The sequence below is a fragment of the Lentzea sp. NPDC037011 genome (assembly GCF_055607425.1).
The window spans coordinates 176776-195042 of record NZ_JBVJRT010000012.1 but is presented as its reverse complement, the minus strand read 5'-3'; the positions used below and the strand labels follow the sequence as shown (position 1 = coordinate 195042).

General features: G+C 71.2%; 12 protein-coding genes. 9 read left to right on the top strand and 3 right to left on the bottom strand.

Annotated features, from left to right (window positions below):
• The first annotated feature begins 2 nt into the window (after positions 1-2).
• Entirely contained in the window at positions 3-665 is a 663-nt protein-coding gene (locus tag ACZ7CH_RS32815) for a response regulator transcription factor (protein WP_360390339.1), read from the top strand.
• A gap of 130 nt (positions 666-795) precedes the next feature.
• Complete coding sequence (locus ACZ7CH_RS32810; RefSeq protein ID WP_360390336.1) at positions 796-2142, top strand: sensor histidine kinase; 1347 nt, start codon at positions 796-798, stop codon at positions 2140-2142.
• Here the strand turns inward: ACZ7CH_RS32810 and ACZ7CH_RS32805 are convergent.
• The gene (locus ACZ7CH_RS32805; protein WP_360390333.1) at positions 2132-3034 is read right to left on the bottom strand and encodes a TAXI family TRAP transporter solute-binding subunit; all 903 of its coding nucleotides are present in this window, start codon (positions 3032-3034) and stop codon (positions 2132-2134) included. The two genes, ACZ7CH_RS32810 and ACZ7CH_RS32805, sit on opposite strands and share 11 nt — an antisense overlap.
• A gap of 113 nt (positions 3035-3147) precedes the next feature.
• On the opposite strand from ACZ7CH_RS32805, the gene dctA reads away from it, so the two are divergent.
• The 3 genes from dctA to ACZ7CH_RS32790 all read left to right on the top strand — a co-directional run bounded on the left by dctA (position 3148) and on the right by ACZ7CH_RS32790 (position 11059).
• A complete protein-coding gene (gene dctA / locus ACZ7CH_RS32800) occupies positions 3148-4506 on the top strand; it encodes a C4-dicarboxylate transporter DctA (RefSeq protein ID WP_360390330.1) in 1359 nt (452 codons plus the stop codon).
• Between the two features lie 531 nt (positions 4507-5037).
• The gene (gene gltB, locus ACZ7CH_RS32795) at positions 5038-9561 is read left to right on the top strand and encodes a glutamate synthase large subunit (protein ID WP_360390327.1); all 4524 of its coding nucleotides are present in this window, start codon (positions 5038-5040) and stop codon (positions 9559-9561) included.
• Positions 9554-11059: a glutamate synthase subunit beta gene (locus ACZ7CH_RS32790; protein ID WP_360390324.1), complete on the top strand. Its 1506-nt coding sequence runs from the start codon at positions 9554-9556 to the stop codon at positions 11057-11059. Before gltB ends, ACZ7CH_RS32790 begins: the two co-directional genes overlap by 8 nt.
• A gap of 75 nt (positions 11060-11134) precedes the next feature.
• Here ACZ7CH_RS32790 and ACZ7CH_RS32785 read toward each other — a convergent pair whose 3' ends face one another.
• Entirely contained in the window at positions 11135-11800 is a 666-nt protein-coding gene (locus tag ACZ7CH_RS32785; RefSeq protein ID WP_470375721.1) for a hypothetical protein, read from the bottom strand.
• 280 nt (positions 11801-12080) lie between these two features.
• Here ACZ7CH_RS32785 and ACZ7CH_RS32780 point away from each other — a divergent pair, with 280 nt between their 5' ends.
• The 4 genes from ACZ7CH_RS32780 (at position 12081) to ACZ7CH_RS32765 (ending at position 15380) form a co-directional block, all read left to right on the top strand.
• Complete coding sequence (locus tag ACZ7CH_RS32780; protein WP_470375720.1) at positions 12081-12401, top strand: hypothetical protein; 321 nt, start codon at positions 12081-12083, stop codon at positions 12399-12401.
• Between the two features lie 161 nt (positions 12402-12562).
• Positions 12563-13036, top strand: coding sequence for a carbonic anhydrase (locus tag ACZ7CH_RS32775; RefSeq protein WP_360390315.1), 474 nt, complete (start codon positions 12563-12565; stop codon positions 13034-13036).
• Between the two features lie 15 nt (positions 13037-13051).
• Positions 13052-14440 carry a SulP family inorganic anion transporter gene (locus ACZ7CH_RS32770; RefSeq protein ID WP_360390313.1) on the top strand — a complete coding sequence of 463 codons (1389 nt, stop codon included), beginning with the start codon at positions 13052-13054 and terminating at the stop codon, positions 14438-14440.
• Between the two features lie 115 nt (positions 14441-14555).
• Entirely contained in the window at positions 14556-15380 is an 825-nt protein-coding gene (locus ACZ7CH_RS32765) for a DNA/RNA non-specific endonuclease (RefSeq protein ID WP_470375719.1), read from the top strand.
• Here the strand turns inward: ACZ7CH_RS32765 and ACZ7CH_RS32760 are convergent.
• On the bottom strand, positions 15370-18252 hold the full coding sequence (locus tag ACZ7CH_RS32760) for an NACHT domain-containing protein (protein WP_470375718.1): 2883 nt from the start codon (positions 18250-18252) through the stop codon (positions 15370-15372). The two genes, ACZ7CH_RS32765 and ACZ7CH_RS32760, sit on opposite strands and share 11 nt — an antisense overlap.
• Positions 18253-18267 lie beyond the last annotated feature (15 nt).

The following is an 18267-nucleotide window of genomic DNA, read 5'->3' as shown; positions in this document are numbered from 1 at the left end:
GAGTGCGCGTGCTCGTCGTCGAGGATGACGACCGGGTGGCCAGGGGCCTGCTGACCGCGTTGCGGCACGCGGGCTACGAGGTGCACCGGGTGGCCACGGCCGCCGACGCCCTCAAAGCCGCGCCCGCGGACGTGGTGCTGCTCGACCTCGGCCTGCCCGACGGCGACGGCCTGGACGTGCTGCGCGAGCTGCGGCACCGGCCGGGCACCGCGGTGATCACCGTGACCGCGCGCGGTGAGGAACGCGAACGCGTCCTGGGCCTGCGCGCGGGTGCCGACGACTACGTGGTGAAGCCGTTCGGCACCTCGGAGCTGCTCGCCCGCATCGAGGCGGTGCTGCGCCGCACCCGCACCCACCGGGCGGAGCCGGAGGCCGAGGGCCCGGTGCGGGTGGGCGCGCTGAGCATCTCCGTGCCCACCCGCGTCGCCACCCTCGACGGCACGCCGCTGTCGCTCACCCGCAAGGAGTTCGACCTGCTCGCGCTGCTCGCGACCAGGGCCGGTGAGGTGGTCAGCCGCGACTTCATCGTCGACCAGGTGTGGCAGGCGCACTGGGAGGCGCCCTCGCGCACGCTGGACACGCACATCGCGGCGTTGCGCGGCAAGCTCGGCACCGACGTGAAGATCGAAACCGTGAGGGGCGTCGGCTACCGCCTGGCCACCTAGCTTCTCCGGCAGGTGCGGGGCGAGCAGGGTTACCGGGGGTGACTTCGGGAACACGGCACTGCGGGGTGTCGTCGCGGTACCGGATGATGAACGCCGTGAGGTGCCCGATGCGAACCAGTGACGGCGGCTGATGCTGCGCAGACTCCTCGTCATCACCGTCCCGCTGCTCGTCGCCCTCGTCGCCGCGCTCGGCATCCCGCTCGCCTCCGCCGTGGTGCAGCGCGAGACCCAGACGACCTACCTCGACCGCCTCGGGGACGCCAGCCGGTTCGCCTCGCTCGCGGAGAGCGCGTTGCAGTCGGACCGCACGGAGCTGCTGCGCGACGAGTTCGACCGGTACGACGACGTCTACGGCATCACGGTGGCGCTGGTCAGCGCCGACCGCAGCGTGCTCATCACCTCCCGCAACGGCTTCGACCCGCACGACGACCTGGTCGAGGGCGGGCTCAGCGCGGCGCTGTCCGGGTACTCGCCGCCGGCCGGGTACTCGGGCTGGCCGTGGCGGACCGACCCGATGGTCGTGGTCGAGCCGGTCGGGCGGGACAGCGAGGTGGTGGCGGCGGTCGTCACGATCTCGCCGACCGCCGCGCTGCGCGGCGAGGTGCTGCGGCAGTGGGGGCTGATGGGGCTGGCCGGGCTCGCGCCGATGCTCGCGGTGGTCGCGGCGGCGTGGCCGATGTCGCGGTGGGTGCTGCGACCGGTGCGCCGGCTCGACGAGGCCACGGCGGCGGTCGCGCAGGGCAACCTGGAGGTGCGCGCGGACGAGGTCGGCGGACCGCCGGAGCTGCGCAGGCTCGCCCGCAGCTTCAACACCATGGTCGACGTCGTCGGCAGGGCCCTGACCAGGCAGAAGGCGTTCGTGGCCGACGCGTCGCACCAGCTGCGCAACCCGCTGGCCAGCCTGCGGCTCGCCGTCGACAACCTGGAGCCGCACGTCGGCGGCGAACACGGGCGGGAAGCGCACCAGATCGCCGTGGACGAGGCGGAGGAGATGGGCCGGGTGCTCGACACGCTGCTCGCCGCGACCCGCCTCGACAGCGCCCGCGACACCGAACCCGTCGAGATCGACCAGCTCCTCGCCACGCACCGGGCCGGCTGGCAGGCGCTCGCCCACCGGGCCGGGGTCGAGCTGAAGGTCACCGTGCCACCGGGGCTCACCATGCAGGAACCGCCCGGCGGCCTGGGCAGCGTGCTCGACGAGCTGGTCAGCAACGCCATCCGCCTCGCCAACGCCACCGAGGTCGTGGTCACCGGCGCGAAGGGCGAGCTGCACGTGGTCGACAACGGCGACGGGCTCACCGCCGACGAACGCGAGCACGCGCTCCAGCGGTTCTGGCGCGCGACCAAGCACCAGAACGTGCCCGGCACCGGCATGGGCCTCGCGATCTGCGCCGAGCTGATCGAGTCCGCGGGCGGTGCGCTCACGCTGCACGACGCCGGTCCCGGCCTCGACGTGAAGATCAGCCTCAGCGCTTGACCGAGCGGAACCACCGCATGGCGCCCTCGTGCAACGGCACCTCACCGGTCGCGATGCCGGTGCGCACGTTGATCCGCGACGCCTCGGGGTGCCCCTCCACGATCCGCGCGGTCTCGGTGAACACCGTCCGCGTCACGACCTCCACCACGTCCGCGCTCAGCGACTCGTGCGCGAGCAGCAGGTTCGGCACCGCGAACGTGTGGCAGGCCGGGATCGGGTTGTACACCGACTGGGGGATCGTCGCCGGGATGTACGGGCCGCGGAACTCCCGGTGGAGCCGCACCGCCTCGTCCTGGAGGTTGATCAGCCGCACCTGGTCCTTGATGTTGTAGACCGCGTCGGTCGGGATGCCGGTCAGCGCGAGCAGCGCGTCCAGCGAGCCGTCGGCGAGTCGGCGCGAGGCCACCGCGTGCGCCATGCGTTCGTCCACAGCGGACGCACCGCCGAGGTACTGCAAGAGCCGCCGTCCGGTGAACTCCGTGCCGGAACCCACGGGCCCCAAAGAGATCCGCTTGCCCGCGAGGTCCGCGAGCCGTTCGATGGACGACTCCTTGCGCACCGCGATCTGCATGAAGCTGTCGTAGAGCCGCCCGACCGCGCGCACGCTCTCCGGCGGCTCGATCGCGTCCAAAGAGGACAGCGCCAGGTCGGCCTTCCCCTCGGCGAGCAGCCGCAGGTTCTCCACCGACGCGCCGGTCGGCTGCGCGACCACCTCGGTGCCGGGCAGCTGCTCGGCCAGCACCCGTGCGAGCGCCGCCCCGATCTCGCGGAACACCGCCCCGTCCGGGCCGGTGGCCAGCACGAGCCGCGCGGGTGCCTCGACCTTCCGCGGGGTGCACCCCGTGAGAGCGAGGGCACCCCCTAGCAGAAGTGTGCGACGGCTGAGCGACACCACCGAAGACTAACCGTTACGTCAGGTCTGTCTGAAGTTTCCGGGCACCGCCTTGTCGCTGTGCGTGGCGCGGCTCACCCTCCTACCCAACGCGAAGTGTTCGAGGAGGAACAGTGGCGACCACCACCACAGGCCGCAAACCGATCTACAGGCACCTCTACTTCTGGGTGCTGGTCTCCATCGTGCTGGGCGCCGCGGTCGGGTTCCTGTTCCCGAAGCAGGCGTCCGAGATGAAGTGGCTCGCCGACCTGTTCGTGAACCTGGTCAAGGTGGTGATCGCCCCGACCATCTTCGCCACGATCATCGTCGGCATCGCCGGCCTCGGGAACCTCGCCAAGGCGGGCGGTCTCGCACTCCGCACGATCCTGTACTTCACCGCGATGACGACCGTGGCGCTCGCCATCGGCCTGCTCGTCGTGAACATCGTGCAGCCGGGTCACCACGGCGGCGACATCCAGCTGAACGCGAGTGCCGCCGACAAGACGCTGAAGGACGCCTCCAGCGCGGAGACCGGTGTCACCGGCTTCATCCTGAGCCTCGTGCCGAAGTCGTTCGTCAGCGCGTTCACCGACGGGCAGCTGATCCAGGTGCTCGTGGTCGCGATCCTCGTGGCCATCGCGGTCGCCGGCATGGGCGAGCGCGGCGCCAAGGTCGTGTCCGCGATGGAGACGCTCTCCAAGGTGATGTTCGGCATCATCAAGATCGTCATGTACGTCGCGCCGATCGGTGCGTTCGGCGGCATCGCCTACACCGTCGGCAAGTTCGGCGGCAGCGTGCTCGGCAAGCTGCTGTGGCTGATGGGCTCCTTCTACGCCACCTGCCTGCTGTTCGTCGTCGTGGTGCTCGGCATCGTCGCGAAGGTCGCGGGCTTCAGCCTCTTCAAGTTCCTGCGCTACATCAAGGACGAGATCCTGATCGTGCTCGGCACGTCGTCCTCGGAGTCGGTGCTGCCGCGCATGATGGTCAAGCTGGAGGCGGCGGGCGCGCAGAAGTCGGTCGTGGGCCTCACCATCCCGACCGGGTACTCGTTCAACCTCGACGGCACCTGCATCTACCTGACCATGGGCGCCATCTTCATCGCCCAGGCCACCGGTCACGACGTGTCGATCGGCGTGCAGATCGGCCTGCTGCTGTTCATGCTGATCGCGTCCAAGGGCGCGGCGGGCGTCACCGGCGCCGGCCTGGTCACCCTGGCCGCCTCGCTGCAGGCGTTCGAGGCGCACAGCGCCATCCCGGCCGTCGGCATCGCGCTCATCGTCGGCATCGACCGGTTCATGTCCGAGGCCCGCGCCATCACCAACGTCATCGGCAACGGCGTCGGCTCGCTCGTGGTCGCCGCCTGGCAGAAGTCCCTCGACAGGGACCGCCTGACCGAGGTGCTGAACAACCCCGGCAGCGTCGACGTCGACGACCTGCTCGCGAAGCAGTCCGGCGAGGACGAGACCGCGAAGGTGGCGGTCCCGGCCCACTGAGGCGTCCGTGGCCGGGGGCGACCCCCTCTCGCTCCCGGCCACGTGACCTGACGGCGGCCAAGCCCTGCGAAGACCGAGGTCCCGGTCCTCCCGCACGCGACGCGGAGGACCGGGACCTCGGTTTTTTGACCGGAAACGAACGGCATCCCAGCGGAGCGGGCGGTGCGGTGTGAGCGTCCGCTAACTGGGACGGCAGGCGTCTGACCAGGAAGAAGGAGGGGTTACCCAGCTGATCTTGTGGCAACACGCGAATGTTGTGCAGCTCTCATCGAGCTGGCCGAAGTTGAACGTTCGGTTACGCTAACTCAGCCGTAACGGGCCTCGACGTTCGCTGCAATGTCGCTCAGCGCTGGGAAATCGTTACGCTTCCATGACCTGGATCACCCATTGGATGGTGTCCCCGGGTTTCGCGGCTGTTAAAGTCGCGTCAACACGCGGGCCATCGTCGTCCCGTGCTCCCACCTGTTGGTTCGAGGTCTGAGCACGAGGACTTTAGTTCTTTACGCGAGGACGACGAAGGAGGTCTGCGCAGTGATCTTCTCCGCCATCCCCGGCCCCCAGGGTCTCTACGACCCCGCTGATGAACGCGACGCCTGTGGTGTCGCGATGGTGGCCGACATCCAGGGCAGGCGTTCCCACGGCATCGTGAGCGACGCGCTCACCGCCCTGGCCAACCTGGAACACCGTGGCGCAGCCGGAGCAGAGCCCACCTCGGGCGACGGCGCCGGCATCCTGCTCCAGTTGCCGGACGAGTTCCTGCGCGCTGTCGTCGACTTCGACCTGCCGCAGCGCGGCGGGTACGCGGCGGGAATCGCTTTCCTGCCGTTCGAGGCCGAGGACCGCGAGGCCGCGCGGGAGCAGATCGAGCGCATCGCCGTCGAGGAGAACCTCGAGGTGCTCGGCTGGCGCGACGTCCCGGTCGACGCCGAGAAGGCGAACGTGGGCCCGACGGCGCTGTCCGTGGCACCGCACTTCGCCCAGCTCTTCGTGAAGGGCACGCGCGACGAGACCGGCGTCGCCCTGGACCGCCTGACCTTCTGCCTGCGCAAGCGCGTGGAGCACGAGGGCAGCGTGTACTTCCCGTCGCTGTCGGCGCGCACGATCGTCTACAAGGGAATGCTGACGACCGAGCAGCTGCCGGCGTTCTTCCCCGACCTGCACGACGAGCGGCTGCGGTCGGCGATCGCGCTGGTGCACAGCCGGTTCTCCACCAACACCTTCCCGTCGTGGCCGCTGGCGCACCCGTTCCGGTTCGTCGCCCACAACGGTGAGATCAACACCGTGCGCGGCAACCGCAACCGCATGCGCGCCCGCGAGGCACTGCTGGAGAGCGACCTCATCCCCGGCGACCTCGCGCGGCTGTTCCCCATCTGCGACCCGGACGGCTCGGACTCCGCGTCGTTCGACGAGGTGCTGGAGCTGCTGCACCTCGGCGGCCGCAGCCTGCCGCACGCGGTGCTGATGATGATCCCGGAGGCGTGGGAGAACCACGCCACGATGGACCCGAAGCGCCGCGCGTTCTACCAGTTCCACGCCTCGCTGATGGAGCCGTGGGACGGCCCGGCGTGCGTCACGTTCACCGACGGCGAGGTCGTCGGCGCGGTGCTCGACCGCAACGGCCTGCGCCCCGCCCGCTGGTGGCAGACCGCCGACGGCCGCGTCGTGCTGGCCTCCGAGTCCGGTGTGCTGGACGTGCCGTCCGACCAGGTCGTCGCCAAGGGCCGGCTGCAGCCGGGCCGGATGTTCCTCGTGGACACCGCCCAGGGCCGCATCGTCGACGACGAGGAGTTCAAGTCGGGCCTCGCCTCCGAGCAGCCCTACGACGAGTGGCTGCACGCGGGCCTGCTCGACCTCGCCGACCTCGCCGCCCGCGAGCACGTGGTGCAGAGCCACGAGTCGGTCGTGCGCCGCCAGCTCACCTTCGGCTACACCGAGGAGGAGCTGCGCATCCTGCTCACGCCCATGTCGGTCATGGGCCAGGAGCCGCTCGGCTCCATGGGCACGGACACCCCGGTCGCCGCGCTGTCGCAGCGTTCCCGGCTGCTCTACGACTACTTCGTGCAGAACTTCGCCCAGGTCACGAACCCGCCGCTGGACGCGATCCGCGAGGAGATCGTCACCTCGGTCAAGCGCGTGATGGGCCCCGAGCAGAACCTGCTCGACCCCGGTCCCGTCTCCTGCCGGCACGTCACCCTCGACTACCCGGTGATCGACAACGACGAGCTCGCCAAGCTCATCCACATCAACGACGACGGCGACCTGCCCGGCTTCGCGTGCACCGTCCTGTCCGGACTGTACGAGGTGGACGGTGGTGGCGACGCGCTGGCCGCGGCGGTCGAGCGGGTGCGCCGCGAGGCGTCCGAGGCCATCGCGAACGGCGCCCGCACGCTGGTGCTGAGCGACCGCGACTCCGACCACCGGATGGCGCCGATCCCGTCGCTGCTGCTGGTCTCCGCGGTGCACCACCACCTGGTGCGCACCAAGGAACGCCTGCGCGTCGCGCTCGTCGTCGAGTCCGGTGACTGCCGCGAGGTCCACCACGTCGCCGCGCTGCTGAGCTACGGCGCCGCCGCGGTCAACCCGTACCTCGCGTTCGAGACGATCGAGGACCTGATCAGCCAGGGCGCCATCACCGGCGTCCCGGCGCACAAGGCGATCCGCAACTACGTCAAGGCGCTCGTCAAGGGCGTCCTGAAGATCATGTCGAAGATGGGCATCTCGACGGTCGGCGCCTACACCGCCGCGCAGATCTTCGAGGCCGTCGGCCTGTCGAACGACCTGCTCGACGAGTACTTCACCGGCACGCAGTCCAAGCTCGGCGGCGCCGGCATGGACGTGCTCGCCGAGGAGGTGGCGCTGCGCCACCGGCGCGCGTACCCGGACAACCCGACCGACCGCGCGCACCGCCGCCTCGAGGTGGGCGGTGACTACCAGTACCGCCGCGAGGGCGAGCTGCACCTGTTCACGCCGGAGACGGTGTTCCTGCTGCAACACGCCACGAAGACGCGCAAGGAGGACGTCTTCCGCCAGTACACGGCGGAGGTCGAGCGCATCTCCCGGCAGGGCGGCACGCTGCGCGGCCTGTTCAAGTTCCGCACCGAGGGCCGCACGCCGATCCCGATCGACGAGGTCGAGCCGGTCAGCGCGATCGTCAAGCGCTTCAACACCGGCGCCATGTCCTACGGCTCGATCTCGGCCGAGGCGCACGAGACGCTGGCCATCGCGATGAACCGCCTCGGCGGCCGGTCGAACAGCGGCGAGGGCGGCGAGGACCGCGAGCGCCTGTACGACCCGGAACGCCGTTCCGCGGTCAAGCAGGTCGCGAGTGGACGGTTCGGCGTCACGAGCGAGTACCTCGTGAACGCCACGGACATCCAGATCAAGATGGCGCAGGGCGCGAAGCCCGGCGAGGGCGGTCAGCTGCCCGGCTTCAAGGTCTACCCGTGGGTGGCGCGCACCCGGCACTCCACGCCCGGCGTGGGCCTGATCTCGCCGCCGCCGCACCACGACATCTACTCGATCGAGGACCTGGCGCAGCTCATCCACGACCTCAAGAACGCCAACGAGCAGGCCCGCGTCCACGTGAAGCTGGTCTCCTCCATCGGCGTCGGCACGGTCGCGGCGGGCGTGGCCAAGGCGCACGCGGACGTCGTGCTCATCTCGGGCTACGACGGCGGCACCGGTGCCTCGCCGATGAACTCGCTCAAGCACGCGGGCACGCCGTGGGAGATCGGCCTCGCCGAGACCCAGCAGACGTTGCTGCTCAACGGGTTGCGCGACCGCATCACCGTCCAGGTCGACGGCGCCATGCGCACCGGCCGCGACGTCGTGGTCGCCGCGCTGCTCGGTGCCGAGGAGTTCGGCTTCGCCACGGCACCGCTGATCGTCGCGGGCTGCGTGATGATGCGCGTCTGCCACCTGGACACCTGCCCGGTCGGCGTCGCCACGCAGAACCCCGACCTGCGCGCCCGCTACACCGGCCAGGCCGACCACGTCGTGAACTTCTTCGAGTTCATCGCGCAGGAGGTCAGGGAGCTGCTGGCGGAGCTGGGTTTCCGCACGATCGACGAGGCCGTCGGCCACGCCGAGCTGCTCGACAAGGACGAGGCGATCGAGCACTGGAAGATCGAGGGCCTGAACCTCGACCCGGTCTTCGAGGTGCCCGAGACGCCGTACCCCACGGCCAAGCGCCGCGTCCGCGACCAGGACCACGGCCTCGACCGGGCCCTGGACCGCACGCTCATCCAGCTCGCGGAGGCGGCGCTGGAGGACGCGCACCAGGTGAAGCTGGAGCTGCCGGTCCGCAACGTCAACCGCACCGTCGGCACGTTGCTGGGCGCCGAGGTCACCCGCCGCTACGGCGGCGAGGGCCTGGAGGACGACACGATCCACGTGAAGCTCACGGGTTCGGCCGGCCAGTCGCTCGGCGCGTTCCTGCCGCGCGGCATCACGCTGGAGATGGTCGGCGACGCCAACGACTACGTCGGCAAGGGCCTGTCCGGCGGCCGGATCGTCGTCCGCCCGCACGACGACGCGCCGTTCCGCGCGGAGCTGCAGGTGATCGCGGGCAACGTGATCGGCTACGGCGCCACGTCGGGTGAGATCTTCCTGCGCGGCCGGGTCGGCGAACGCTTCTGCGTCCGCAACTCCGGTGCCACGCTGGTGGCCGAGGGCGTGGGCGACCACGCGTTCGAGTACATGACCGGAGGCCGTGCCGTCGTGCTCGGCCCGACCGGTCGCAACGTCGCGGCCGGCATGTCCGGCGGCATCGCGTACGTGTTGGACCTGGACCCGTTGTCGGTGAACCAGGAGATGGTGCAACTGCAGCGCCTCAGCGCCGAGGACCTGCGTTGGCTCAAGGACGTCGTCACCAGGCACCACGAGCTGACCGGCTCCGCCGTCGCGGCCTCGCTGCTCGGTGACTGGACCCGTCGAGCCGGTGCGTTCACGAAGGTCATGCCCGGCGACTACCAGCGCGTTCTCGAGGCCATGCGCCTCGCCCGCGCCGAGGGCCGGGACGTTGACGCGGCTGTCATGGAGGCGTCTCGTGGCTGATCCACAGGGTTTTCTCAAGCACTCCCGCTCCGACGCGCCCAAGCGCCCGAAGCCGGAACGGTTGCAGGACTGGAACGAGGTCTACCTCCAGGAGGCCCCGGAGGAGCGCAACGCCGCCGTGCGCACGCAGGCGACGCGGTGCATGGACTGCGGCATCCCGTTCTGCCACAGCGGAACCGCCGGTTGCCCGCTCGGGAACCTGATCCCGGAGTGGAACGACCTGGTGCGCCGCGGCGACTGGGAGCTCGCCTCCGACCGGCTGCACGCCACCAACAACTTCCCGGAGTTCACCGGGCGGCTGTGCCCGGCACCGTGTGAGGCCGCCTGCGTGCTGGCGATCTCCCACGATGCCGGTGGTGCCGTGGCGATCAAGCGGGTCGAGGAGACCATCGCGGACATGTCGTGGGAGAACGGCTACGTGCAGCCGTCCACGGCCGCGGTGTCCTCCGGCAAGCGCGTCGCGGTCGTCGGGTCCGGTCCCGCCGGTCTCGCCGCCGCCCAGCAGCTGACCCGCGCGGGTCACGAGGTCGTCGTCTACGAACGCGACGACCGCCTCGGCGGCCTGCTGCGCTACGGCATCCCCGAGTTCAAGATGGAGAAGAAGGTCCTCGACCGCAGGCTGTCCCAGCTGCGCAAGGAGGGCACCAGGTTCGTCACCGGCTGCGAGGTCGGCGTCGACATCACCGTCGAGCAGCTGCGCTCGGACTTCGACGCCGTCGTGCTCGCCGTCGGCGCGCTGCGCGGCCGTGACGACAAGTCCACGCCCGGCCGCGACCTCGACGGCATCCACCTCGCGATGGACCACCTGGTCCCCGCGAACCGGGCCTGCGAGGGCGACGGGCCGAGCGGCATCTCGGCCGAGGGCAAGCACGTCATCGTCATCGGCGGTGGCGACACCGGCGCCGACTGCTACGGCACCGCGACCCGCCAGGGCGCGCTGTCCGTGACGCAGCTCGACCAGTACCCGATGCCGCCGTCGGTCCGCGACGACGACCGCTCGCCGTGGCCGGTGTGGCCGCACGTCCTGCGCACGTACCCCGCGCACGAGGAGGCCGGCGAACGCCGCTTCACCGTGGCGGTCCGCCGCTTCGTCGGTGACGAAGCCGGCCACGTGCGGTTCATCGAGCTGCAGCAGGTGCGCGTCGAGCGGGACTCCTCCGGCCGCCGCCAGGTCGTGCCGGTGTCCGACGAGGTCGAGCTGCTGCCCGCGGACATGGTGCTGCTCGCCATCGGCTTCGAGGGTGTCGAGCACATGAAGGTCCTCGACGACTTCGGCATCCCGCTGTCGTCGCGCGGCACCATCTCGTGCGGTTCCGACTGGCAGACGACCGCCCCCGGCGTCTTCGTCTGCGGCGACGCCCACCGCGGCGCCTCGCTGGTGGTGTGGGCGATCGCCGAGGGCCGGTCCGTGGCGCACGCCGTGGACAGGTTCCTCACCGGCTCGTCCAACCTGCCCTCGCCCGTGATCCCCAACCAGCTTCCGCTCGCCGTGGTCTGACAACGACGTCCGACCAGCGGTCAGCAGCATGGCGCCCCGGCCCCGACAACGACGTCGGACCGGGGCGTTCGCCTTTCAGCGGACGCGGACGGGGTGGCCGATGGCCGCCACCCGGTCCGCCACCGCGGCCAGGGTCGTGGCGGGGTTGAGCGCGGTCACCACGTCCGAAGTCAGCGACCGCCCGGCGTACACGTGCCGCACCGCGCCGAGGTCGACCGGCATCTCGTAGTAGTCCCGCGCCCAGTCCTGGTACGCCTCCGGTGTGCGGTCGGTCAGCAGCGCGAACAGCCAGTCCGCTCCGTCCTGGTCGTCGTCGGGGAAGTCGATCTCCCCGTGCTGCCAGGCGGTGTCGTCGGTGCGGCGCCACAGGCACACCGTGCTGCGCGGGACGCCCTCGTCGCAGAACGCCGGCTCCTCCACGCACTGCCGGAACACCTCGGGCACGGAGTCGAGGACACCGGGCCACGGCTGGTCGTCGTCGGTGGCATAGGGACTCATCGGCGACTCGTGGTCGAAACCGCGCACGTACGCGCCCGCCGCCGTGAACACGACGGAGTACTCGTTGCCTGAACCGTCGTCCATGGACGCCAGCTCCTCACCGGGCGCCCACGAGGCGTCGAACCGGTGGCGCCGGACGTCGTCGTCCGGGTTCAGCACGAGGTCCAGAACGGCAAGCGAACGGCACAACGCGCGCAGTTCCTCGATGGCGGGCAGGAGCCGGGCGACGTCGTAGGCGGTCACGCCGTCATCCAAGCAGTTCCGCGCCGGTAAAAGTCCGCGTGAGGTGTCCTTCGTGATGGGAACGAGAAAGGTTCGGCCCTTCCCTGATGATTTGCGCCACAAACTGAATGGAGGACTAGGGTGTGTGTCAGGCGTGAGCGTCGTTCCACTCCGTGAAACGCGAAGCACCTTTCGGGTGAATTTTCCGGTTGAGACGGTGCAATCGCGCCCCCGTTAACCCATTGGTCATCCGCTCGGGTAAAACTGGAAGTGCGAGATCAACTCGGTCGGGGGGTGAACCATGCGCAGTGTGTTGCTGGCCGTCGTGGTCGCCCTGTGCGCCGTGCTGGCCCCGGCGGTGTCGACCGCGTCGATCGGCGCGCCGCCGCCCAAGTCCAAGACGTCGGCCCCGAAGGAAGAGGCGCCGCGCGAGGAGCGCGAACCGAGCCGGTTGCGCCTGCTGACGGCCGCTTCGGCGGTTGAACGTTCATCCACCGTGGCCAAGCCCCGTGAGGTGGCCCTCGCGCCGCGCGTCGAGGCGGCCGGTGCCAAGCCGGTTCCCGCCGCCGAACCGACAGCGGTCTGGCGCACACCACCCGCACTGCAGGTGTTCCGGAACTGATCGGTCCCCGCCGGTCGGTTCCAACTGAACACAGATCTCAACCCCAGCAGTGAGGGATTCCCGTGGACTTCCACCGCTTTGTTCAGCATGCCCGCGCACACGCCAAGTCGCGGCCCCAGGCCATTGGCGAGCAGCTCGCGCGGGGGCAGAAGCCGTCGACGATGTTCATCACGTGCGCCGACTCGCGCATCGTCACCGCGGCCATCACCGGCGCGGAACCGGGCTCTCTCTTCGAGCTCAGGACGGCGGGCAACGTCATTCCGCCGTATTCGCTGAACGCGCCCACGAGTGAGATGGCGACGATCGAGTTCGCCGTCCTGCAGCTCGGCGTCAGCGAGATCGTCGTGTGCGGGCATTCGCACTGCGGTGCGGTGATGGCGCTCAACGGCGCCGCGATCGACCACCTGCCGGCCATGCGCGGCTGGCTCGGTGAGCAGCGGCCGCGCAGCTCCGCGGACCCGGCCCTGCGCGGTGAGGGGCAGGAGCACGTGCGCGCGCAGCTGAGGGCGTTGCTCGACTACCCGTTCGTGGCGGAGAAGGTCGACCGAGGCGAGCTCCGCGTGCACGGCTGGTTCTACGACATCGAGACCGGCGAGGTCTCCGCGTGCGCCGAGCACGCGTTCCTGCCGCTGTAGGGGGGCGGGGTCCGGATGAAGAACAAGGTGTGGGCCGACCTGGGTGCGTCGGTCGTCGTCTTCCTCGTGGCGCTGCCGCTGTGCGTCGGTGTGGCGGTGGCGTCGGGGGTGCCGGCCGAGCTCGGGATCGTGACGGGCGTGGTCGGCGGGATCGTCGTCGGGTTGCTGCCGGGCAGCACGATGCAGGTGAGCGGACCGGCGGCCGGGTTGACCGTGCTGGTGGCGGACGCGGTCGGCACGCACGGGATCGCCGCGCTCGGCGTGATCGTGCTCGGCGCCGGACTGCTGCAGGTGGTCCTGGGCCTGGCGCGGTGCGGGCGGTGGTTCCGCGCGATCTCGCCGTCGGTGGTGCAGGGCATGCTCGCGGGCATCGGCCTGGTGCTGGTGCTGGGGCAGCTCTACCCGCTGGTCGGCGCGCAGGCGCCGGCCACGACGGGGGAGAAGGTCGCGGGACTGGTCGACCTCGCGGTGACGCCCGCGGCGGTGCTGCTGGGCGTCGCGACGATCGCGATCATGCTGCTGTGGCAGCGGTTCGCCTGGCGTGCGGTGCCGGGTGTGCTCATCGGAGTGGTGGTCTGCACCGCGGTCGCCGAGGTGGCGGGGCTGCCGGTGGCGCGGATCCAGGTCGGTGAGCTGGCCACGGACGTGCACCTGCCGGAGTTCTCGCTGCTCGGCGCCGGGGTGGTCGGCTCCGCGGTGGTGTTCGCGCTGGTGGCCTCCGCGGAGAGCCTGTTCAGCGCGGCCGCGGTGGACCGGATGCACGAGGGGCCGCGGACGAAGTACGACCAGGAGCTGGTGGCGCAGGGCGTGGGCAACACGATCTGCGGCCTGCTCGGCGCACTGCCGATGACGGCGGTGATCGTGCGCAGCTCCGCCAACGTGGCGGCGGGCGCGCGGACGAAGGCGTCACGGGTGCTGCACGGCGTGTGGCTGCTGCTGTTCGTGGTGGCGCTGCCGGGGCTGCTCGCGCTGATCCCGGTGGCCGTGCTCGCCGCCGTGCTGGTGCACGCCGGGTGGAAGCTGCTCGGGCTCAAGCAGGTCGTCGCGCTGTGGCGCACCGACCGGGCCGAGGGAGCGGTCCTGGTGCTCACGGCCGGGCTCATCGTCGCCACGGACCTGCTGACCGGCACGCTGGTCGGCCTGCTCGCGGCGATCGTGAAGACCGCCTGGGACGTGTCCCGGCTGTCGGTGGTCGTCACCCCGGACGGGCTGGAGCTGAAGGGCAACGCCACGTTCCTGCGGCTGCCGAACCTGCTCGACGTGCTCGACGGCGTCGACAGGGACCACGTCAGGATGGACCTGAGCGGGGTCCGGCACCTCGACCAGGCCTGCGTGCAGGCGATCGACCAGTGGGTCGACGAGTCCCGCCGCGCGGGCCGCACCGTCGAGCTGGTCGGCAGGTAGTGCGGGGCCCGGTGCCGCGGCCGGCTGTGGTCGCGGCACTGGGCCGTTCGGGTGTACGCCGCTAACGGTCGTGGTGACACTGTCGATCCTGCAGGTGAGTCACAGGGGGCGACACATGACCAGCACAGCGGTGCAGACGGGCTTCGACACCGGGTTCCTCGGCACGGACGCCGGAGTCCCGGTGCTCACCGGGGCGGGCGCCGAGGACGCGGTCGAGCTGAACGGCTCGACCACCATCGACTACACCCACTTCTCGCTCGCGCTGAGCAGGTCGCGCAGGTTCGCGAGCTGGGTGGCGTGGAACATCGACGGCGCCGCCATGAAGGCGTTGAGCCGCACCGGCATCCCGTTCGTCAAGGACCCGAGGGTGCCCGCGGAGTTCCAGACCGGTGACGAGCTCTACCGAGACAACCGGCTCGACCGCGGCCACATCGCGCGCCGCGCCGACCTGTGCTGGGGGCCGACGGCGGAGGCGAAGAAGGCCAACCGGGACTCGTTCTTCTTCACGAACATCACCCCGCAGATGGACGACTTCAACCAGAGCACCAAGGAAGGCCTCTGGGGGCGGCTGGAGGACGCGGTGCTCGCCGACGTCGACGTGGACGACCTGAGGGTGAGCGTCTACGGCGGACCGGTGTTCAACGTCGACGACCGGGTGTTCCGCGGTGTCCCGATCCCGCGCGAGTTCTTCAAGGCCATCGCGTTCGTCGTGGACGGCGAGCTGCGCTGCAGCGCGTTCCTGCTCACCCAGAACCTCGTGCTGGCCGAGGCGCTCGACCTCGACGAGTTCCGGGTGTTCCAGGTGTCGCTGACCGAGCTCGAACAGCGGGTGAGCTTCACGTTCCCGGCCGAGCTGCACGCCGCCGAGACGTCCGCCGTGCAGCCGCAGGACGCGTCTCAGCGCCCGCCGCTGGGCAGCCTCGCCGACATCAGGTGGTGATCCGCAGCCCCGGCAGCTCCCGGCGCAGCCCGGCCAGCCGGGCCGGTGACTCCGGCTGGTGCACGACGAGGTGCTCCAGCGCGGGCAGCACGCGCAGCTCGTCCGCCGCGGGCACCCCGAACACCTCCAGCGTCGTGATGGTCGGCCACCGCTCCAGCCCCGCCAGCGGGTAGGGCGGGCGGTGGTCGAGGGCCAGGTGCCGCAGCGCGGGCAACGCGGGCAGCGCCGCCAGACCGCCGTCCAAGCCCTCGTCGCGGACCTGCAACCGCCGCAGCGCACCGCCCTCCAGCGACGCGAGGTCGACCCGGCTGAAGTGCAGGTGCAGCTCGTCGAGCCCCCGCACCGGCGCCAGGTCGATCCGCCCCAGCGGCCGGCACCGGCTCAGGTGCAGCTCCCGCAGCGACCCCGACGACGCGAGTGGGGCCAGCTCGCGCACCACCTCGTTCTGCCACAGCTCCAGCCGGTGCAGCGCGGGCATGGCGCCCAGCGGGTCGAGCGGGTTGATGTTGCCGATGCACCGCACGTACCGCAGCTTCGCGAGGTGCGCGATGAACTGGATGCGGTGCCAGCCGCGGACGTCCACCCGCCGGTCGCCGAAGTCCACCCCGGACAGCACGGTCCGCGCGTAGTCCTCCGCGTCGGGGGTGTTCCGCCACGCCCTCAGCAGCTCGTCGACGACCATCACCTGGTCCACGGCCACGAACTCCGCGAGCCGCTCCCACGCGCCCTCACCGCCGATGTTCGCGAGCGTCCGCACGACGAACGCGGCCTCGGCCACCGCCTCCGGTCCCGGCAGCAGGTCCACGACGAACGACCCGGCCTCGGCCAGCGCGTCGGCGTGCGCGAAGCTCGTCGGCGGGATCAGCGCGGCCGCCGCCGACGTCACCTGCGCGCGTGCGGTCTCCGGTTCGATCACGTCGGCCTGCTCCAGGCACGCCAGCGCGAGCAGCCGCAGCCTGTCCCGGCCGCGTTCGTCCTTGCGCGTGTCGTCGTTGCCCGCCAGCAGGTCCATCAGCACCCTGGCCCGTTCGCGCGGCCGGGCGTGCGCGACGGCCATGACCACCACGTCGTGCCACTCGTCCAGGTGCGCCCGGTCCACCAGCAGGTTCAGGTCGCCCGCGTCCACGACCTCCTTGGCCGCCAGGTAGTCGCGGAACGTCCGGTGCACGAACTGCACCCGTTCCCCGGCCGCCTCCCGCAGCAGCCCGGCGCGTTCCAGCAGCCGCTGCATCGCCTCATCCGGGTCCACGTCGTGCGAGCGCAGGCCGCGCATCGCGTTCCCCAGCCGGTGCACCGCCTCCTCGCGCGGCACCATCAGCTCCCTGTTGCGCACCAGCGAGTACGCGAACCGCTGCAGCAGGACGAGCTGCTCCTCCTTGGAGAACGCCGGCAGCACCAGGCCGCGGTCCTCGTCCCAGCGCACCAGCAGCAGGTCCAGCGCCGCCTCGTACAGCGACCGCCGGTCCCGCGGCAGGTGCATGTTCCGGTCCTGGTGCAGCGCGCACAGCAGTCCCGCCAGCAGCGGGCTCGACGCGAGCCGCCGCAGGTCGGGGCGCTTCGCGAGGGTCGCCACCAGCCGCGTCTCGCACTCGGCGAGCCACACCCGCGCGTCCCGCGGCAACCCCGGCTCGTCGCGCGCCGCCGTGTGCCAGGCCTCGACGAAGTCGCGGACCCCCTTGTCGCTCAACGGCAACAGGTCGAACGCCGCGAAACCGCAGTCCTCCAGCCAGTCCTCCGGCACCGCCGCAGGCCGGGTCGTGACCGCGTACCGCGCCTTCGGGTAGGCCGCCACGAGCTGCGCGAGCCACTGCCGCGCCTCGGCCCGCCGCTCCCACACCAGCTCGTCCACGCCGTCGACCAGGACCAGCGCCCGGCCCTCCCGCAGCCGCGCGGTCACCCACCCGGACGGCTTCTCCTCCTCGATCACGGCCGCCGTCCAGGCGATGAGCTCCTCCGGCTTCGGCAACGCCGTGCACTGCCGCAGCGGCACGAAGAACGGCACCAGGCCGAGCCACTCGTCGCCGGAGGTCCTGGTCTCGCCCAGCGCGTTCATCGCGAGCCAGCGCAGGAACGTCGTCTTGCCCGCACCGGCGCCGCCGCGGACCAGCACCCGCGGCGTGTCCGCCAGTGCCGCCGCCACCGGCAGCCCGGCACCGGTCAGCTCGCCGGTGTCACCGACCCTGGCCACGGCCAGCGACACGTACGAGCTGTCGAACGAGTGCCGGCGCGGCGCCCGTCCCCGCGAGACCCCGAACACCTCCAGGCCGCCCAGCGCGTGCGCGACCTGCTCGGCGTACCGGTCCTCGAACTCGCGGTGCGCGGCGACCACGGCCGCGCGCTGCTGCTCGGGCAACCGCGCCACGGCGTCCGCGGTGCGCTGACCGAGCTGGAACATCGCCACGGCCAGCCGCCGCGCGTACTCCGGCTGCGACCGCACCAGCTCGACGATCGCGACGCACACCCGCGTGAGCAGCGCGTCGTAGCCGGCCGAGGCCGCCTCGGACAGCCCAGCCGCCCGCCGCACCGCCACCGACCTGGCCAGCACGTGCGCCCGCAGCGCCTCGGGCGTCAGCACCACGTGCAGCGCCTCGTCCTCGCGCAGCGGCAGCGCGGCCTCGACCGACTCGCGCACCGCGGCCACGGCGGCGCGCCACTCGTTCTCCGCGACCCCGCCGAGCTCACCGCGGGCGAGCTCGGTGCCGATCCGCTCGACCAGCGGACCCGGCCTGGTCAGCTCCCGCTGCCGCTTCTTGTCCCGCGCACCCTTGTGCGCCGCGTCGAAGAGCCCGAGCAGGAAGCGTTCCAGCACGGTCTCGAGCACCATCAGCAGTCCGGCGGAGAACGGGTCGGGCACGGTCCCCAGTATCAGCACGTGATCACCGGTGCG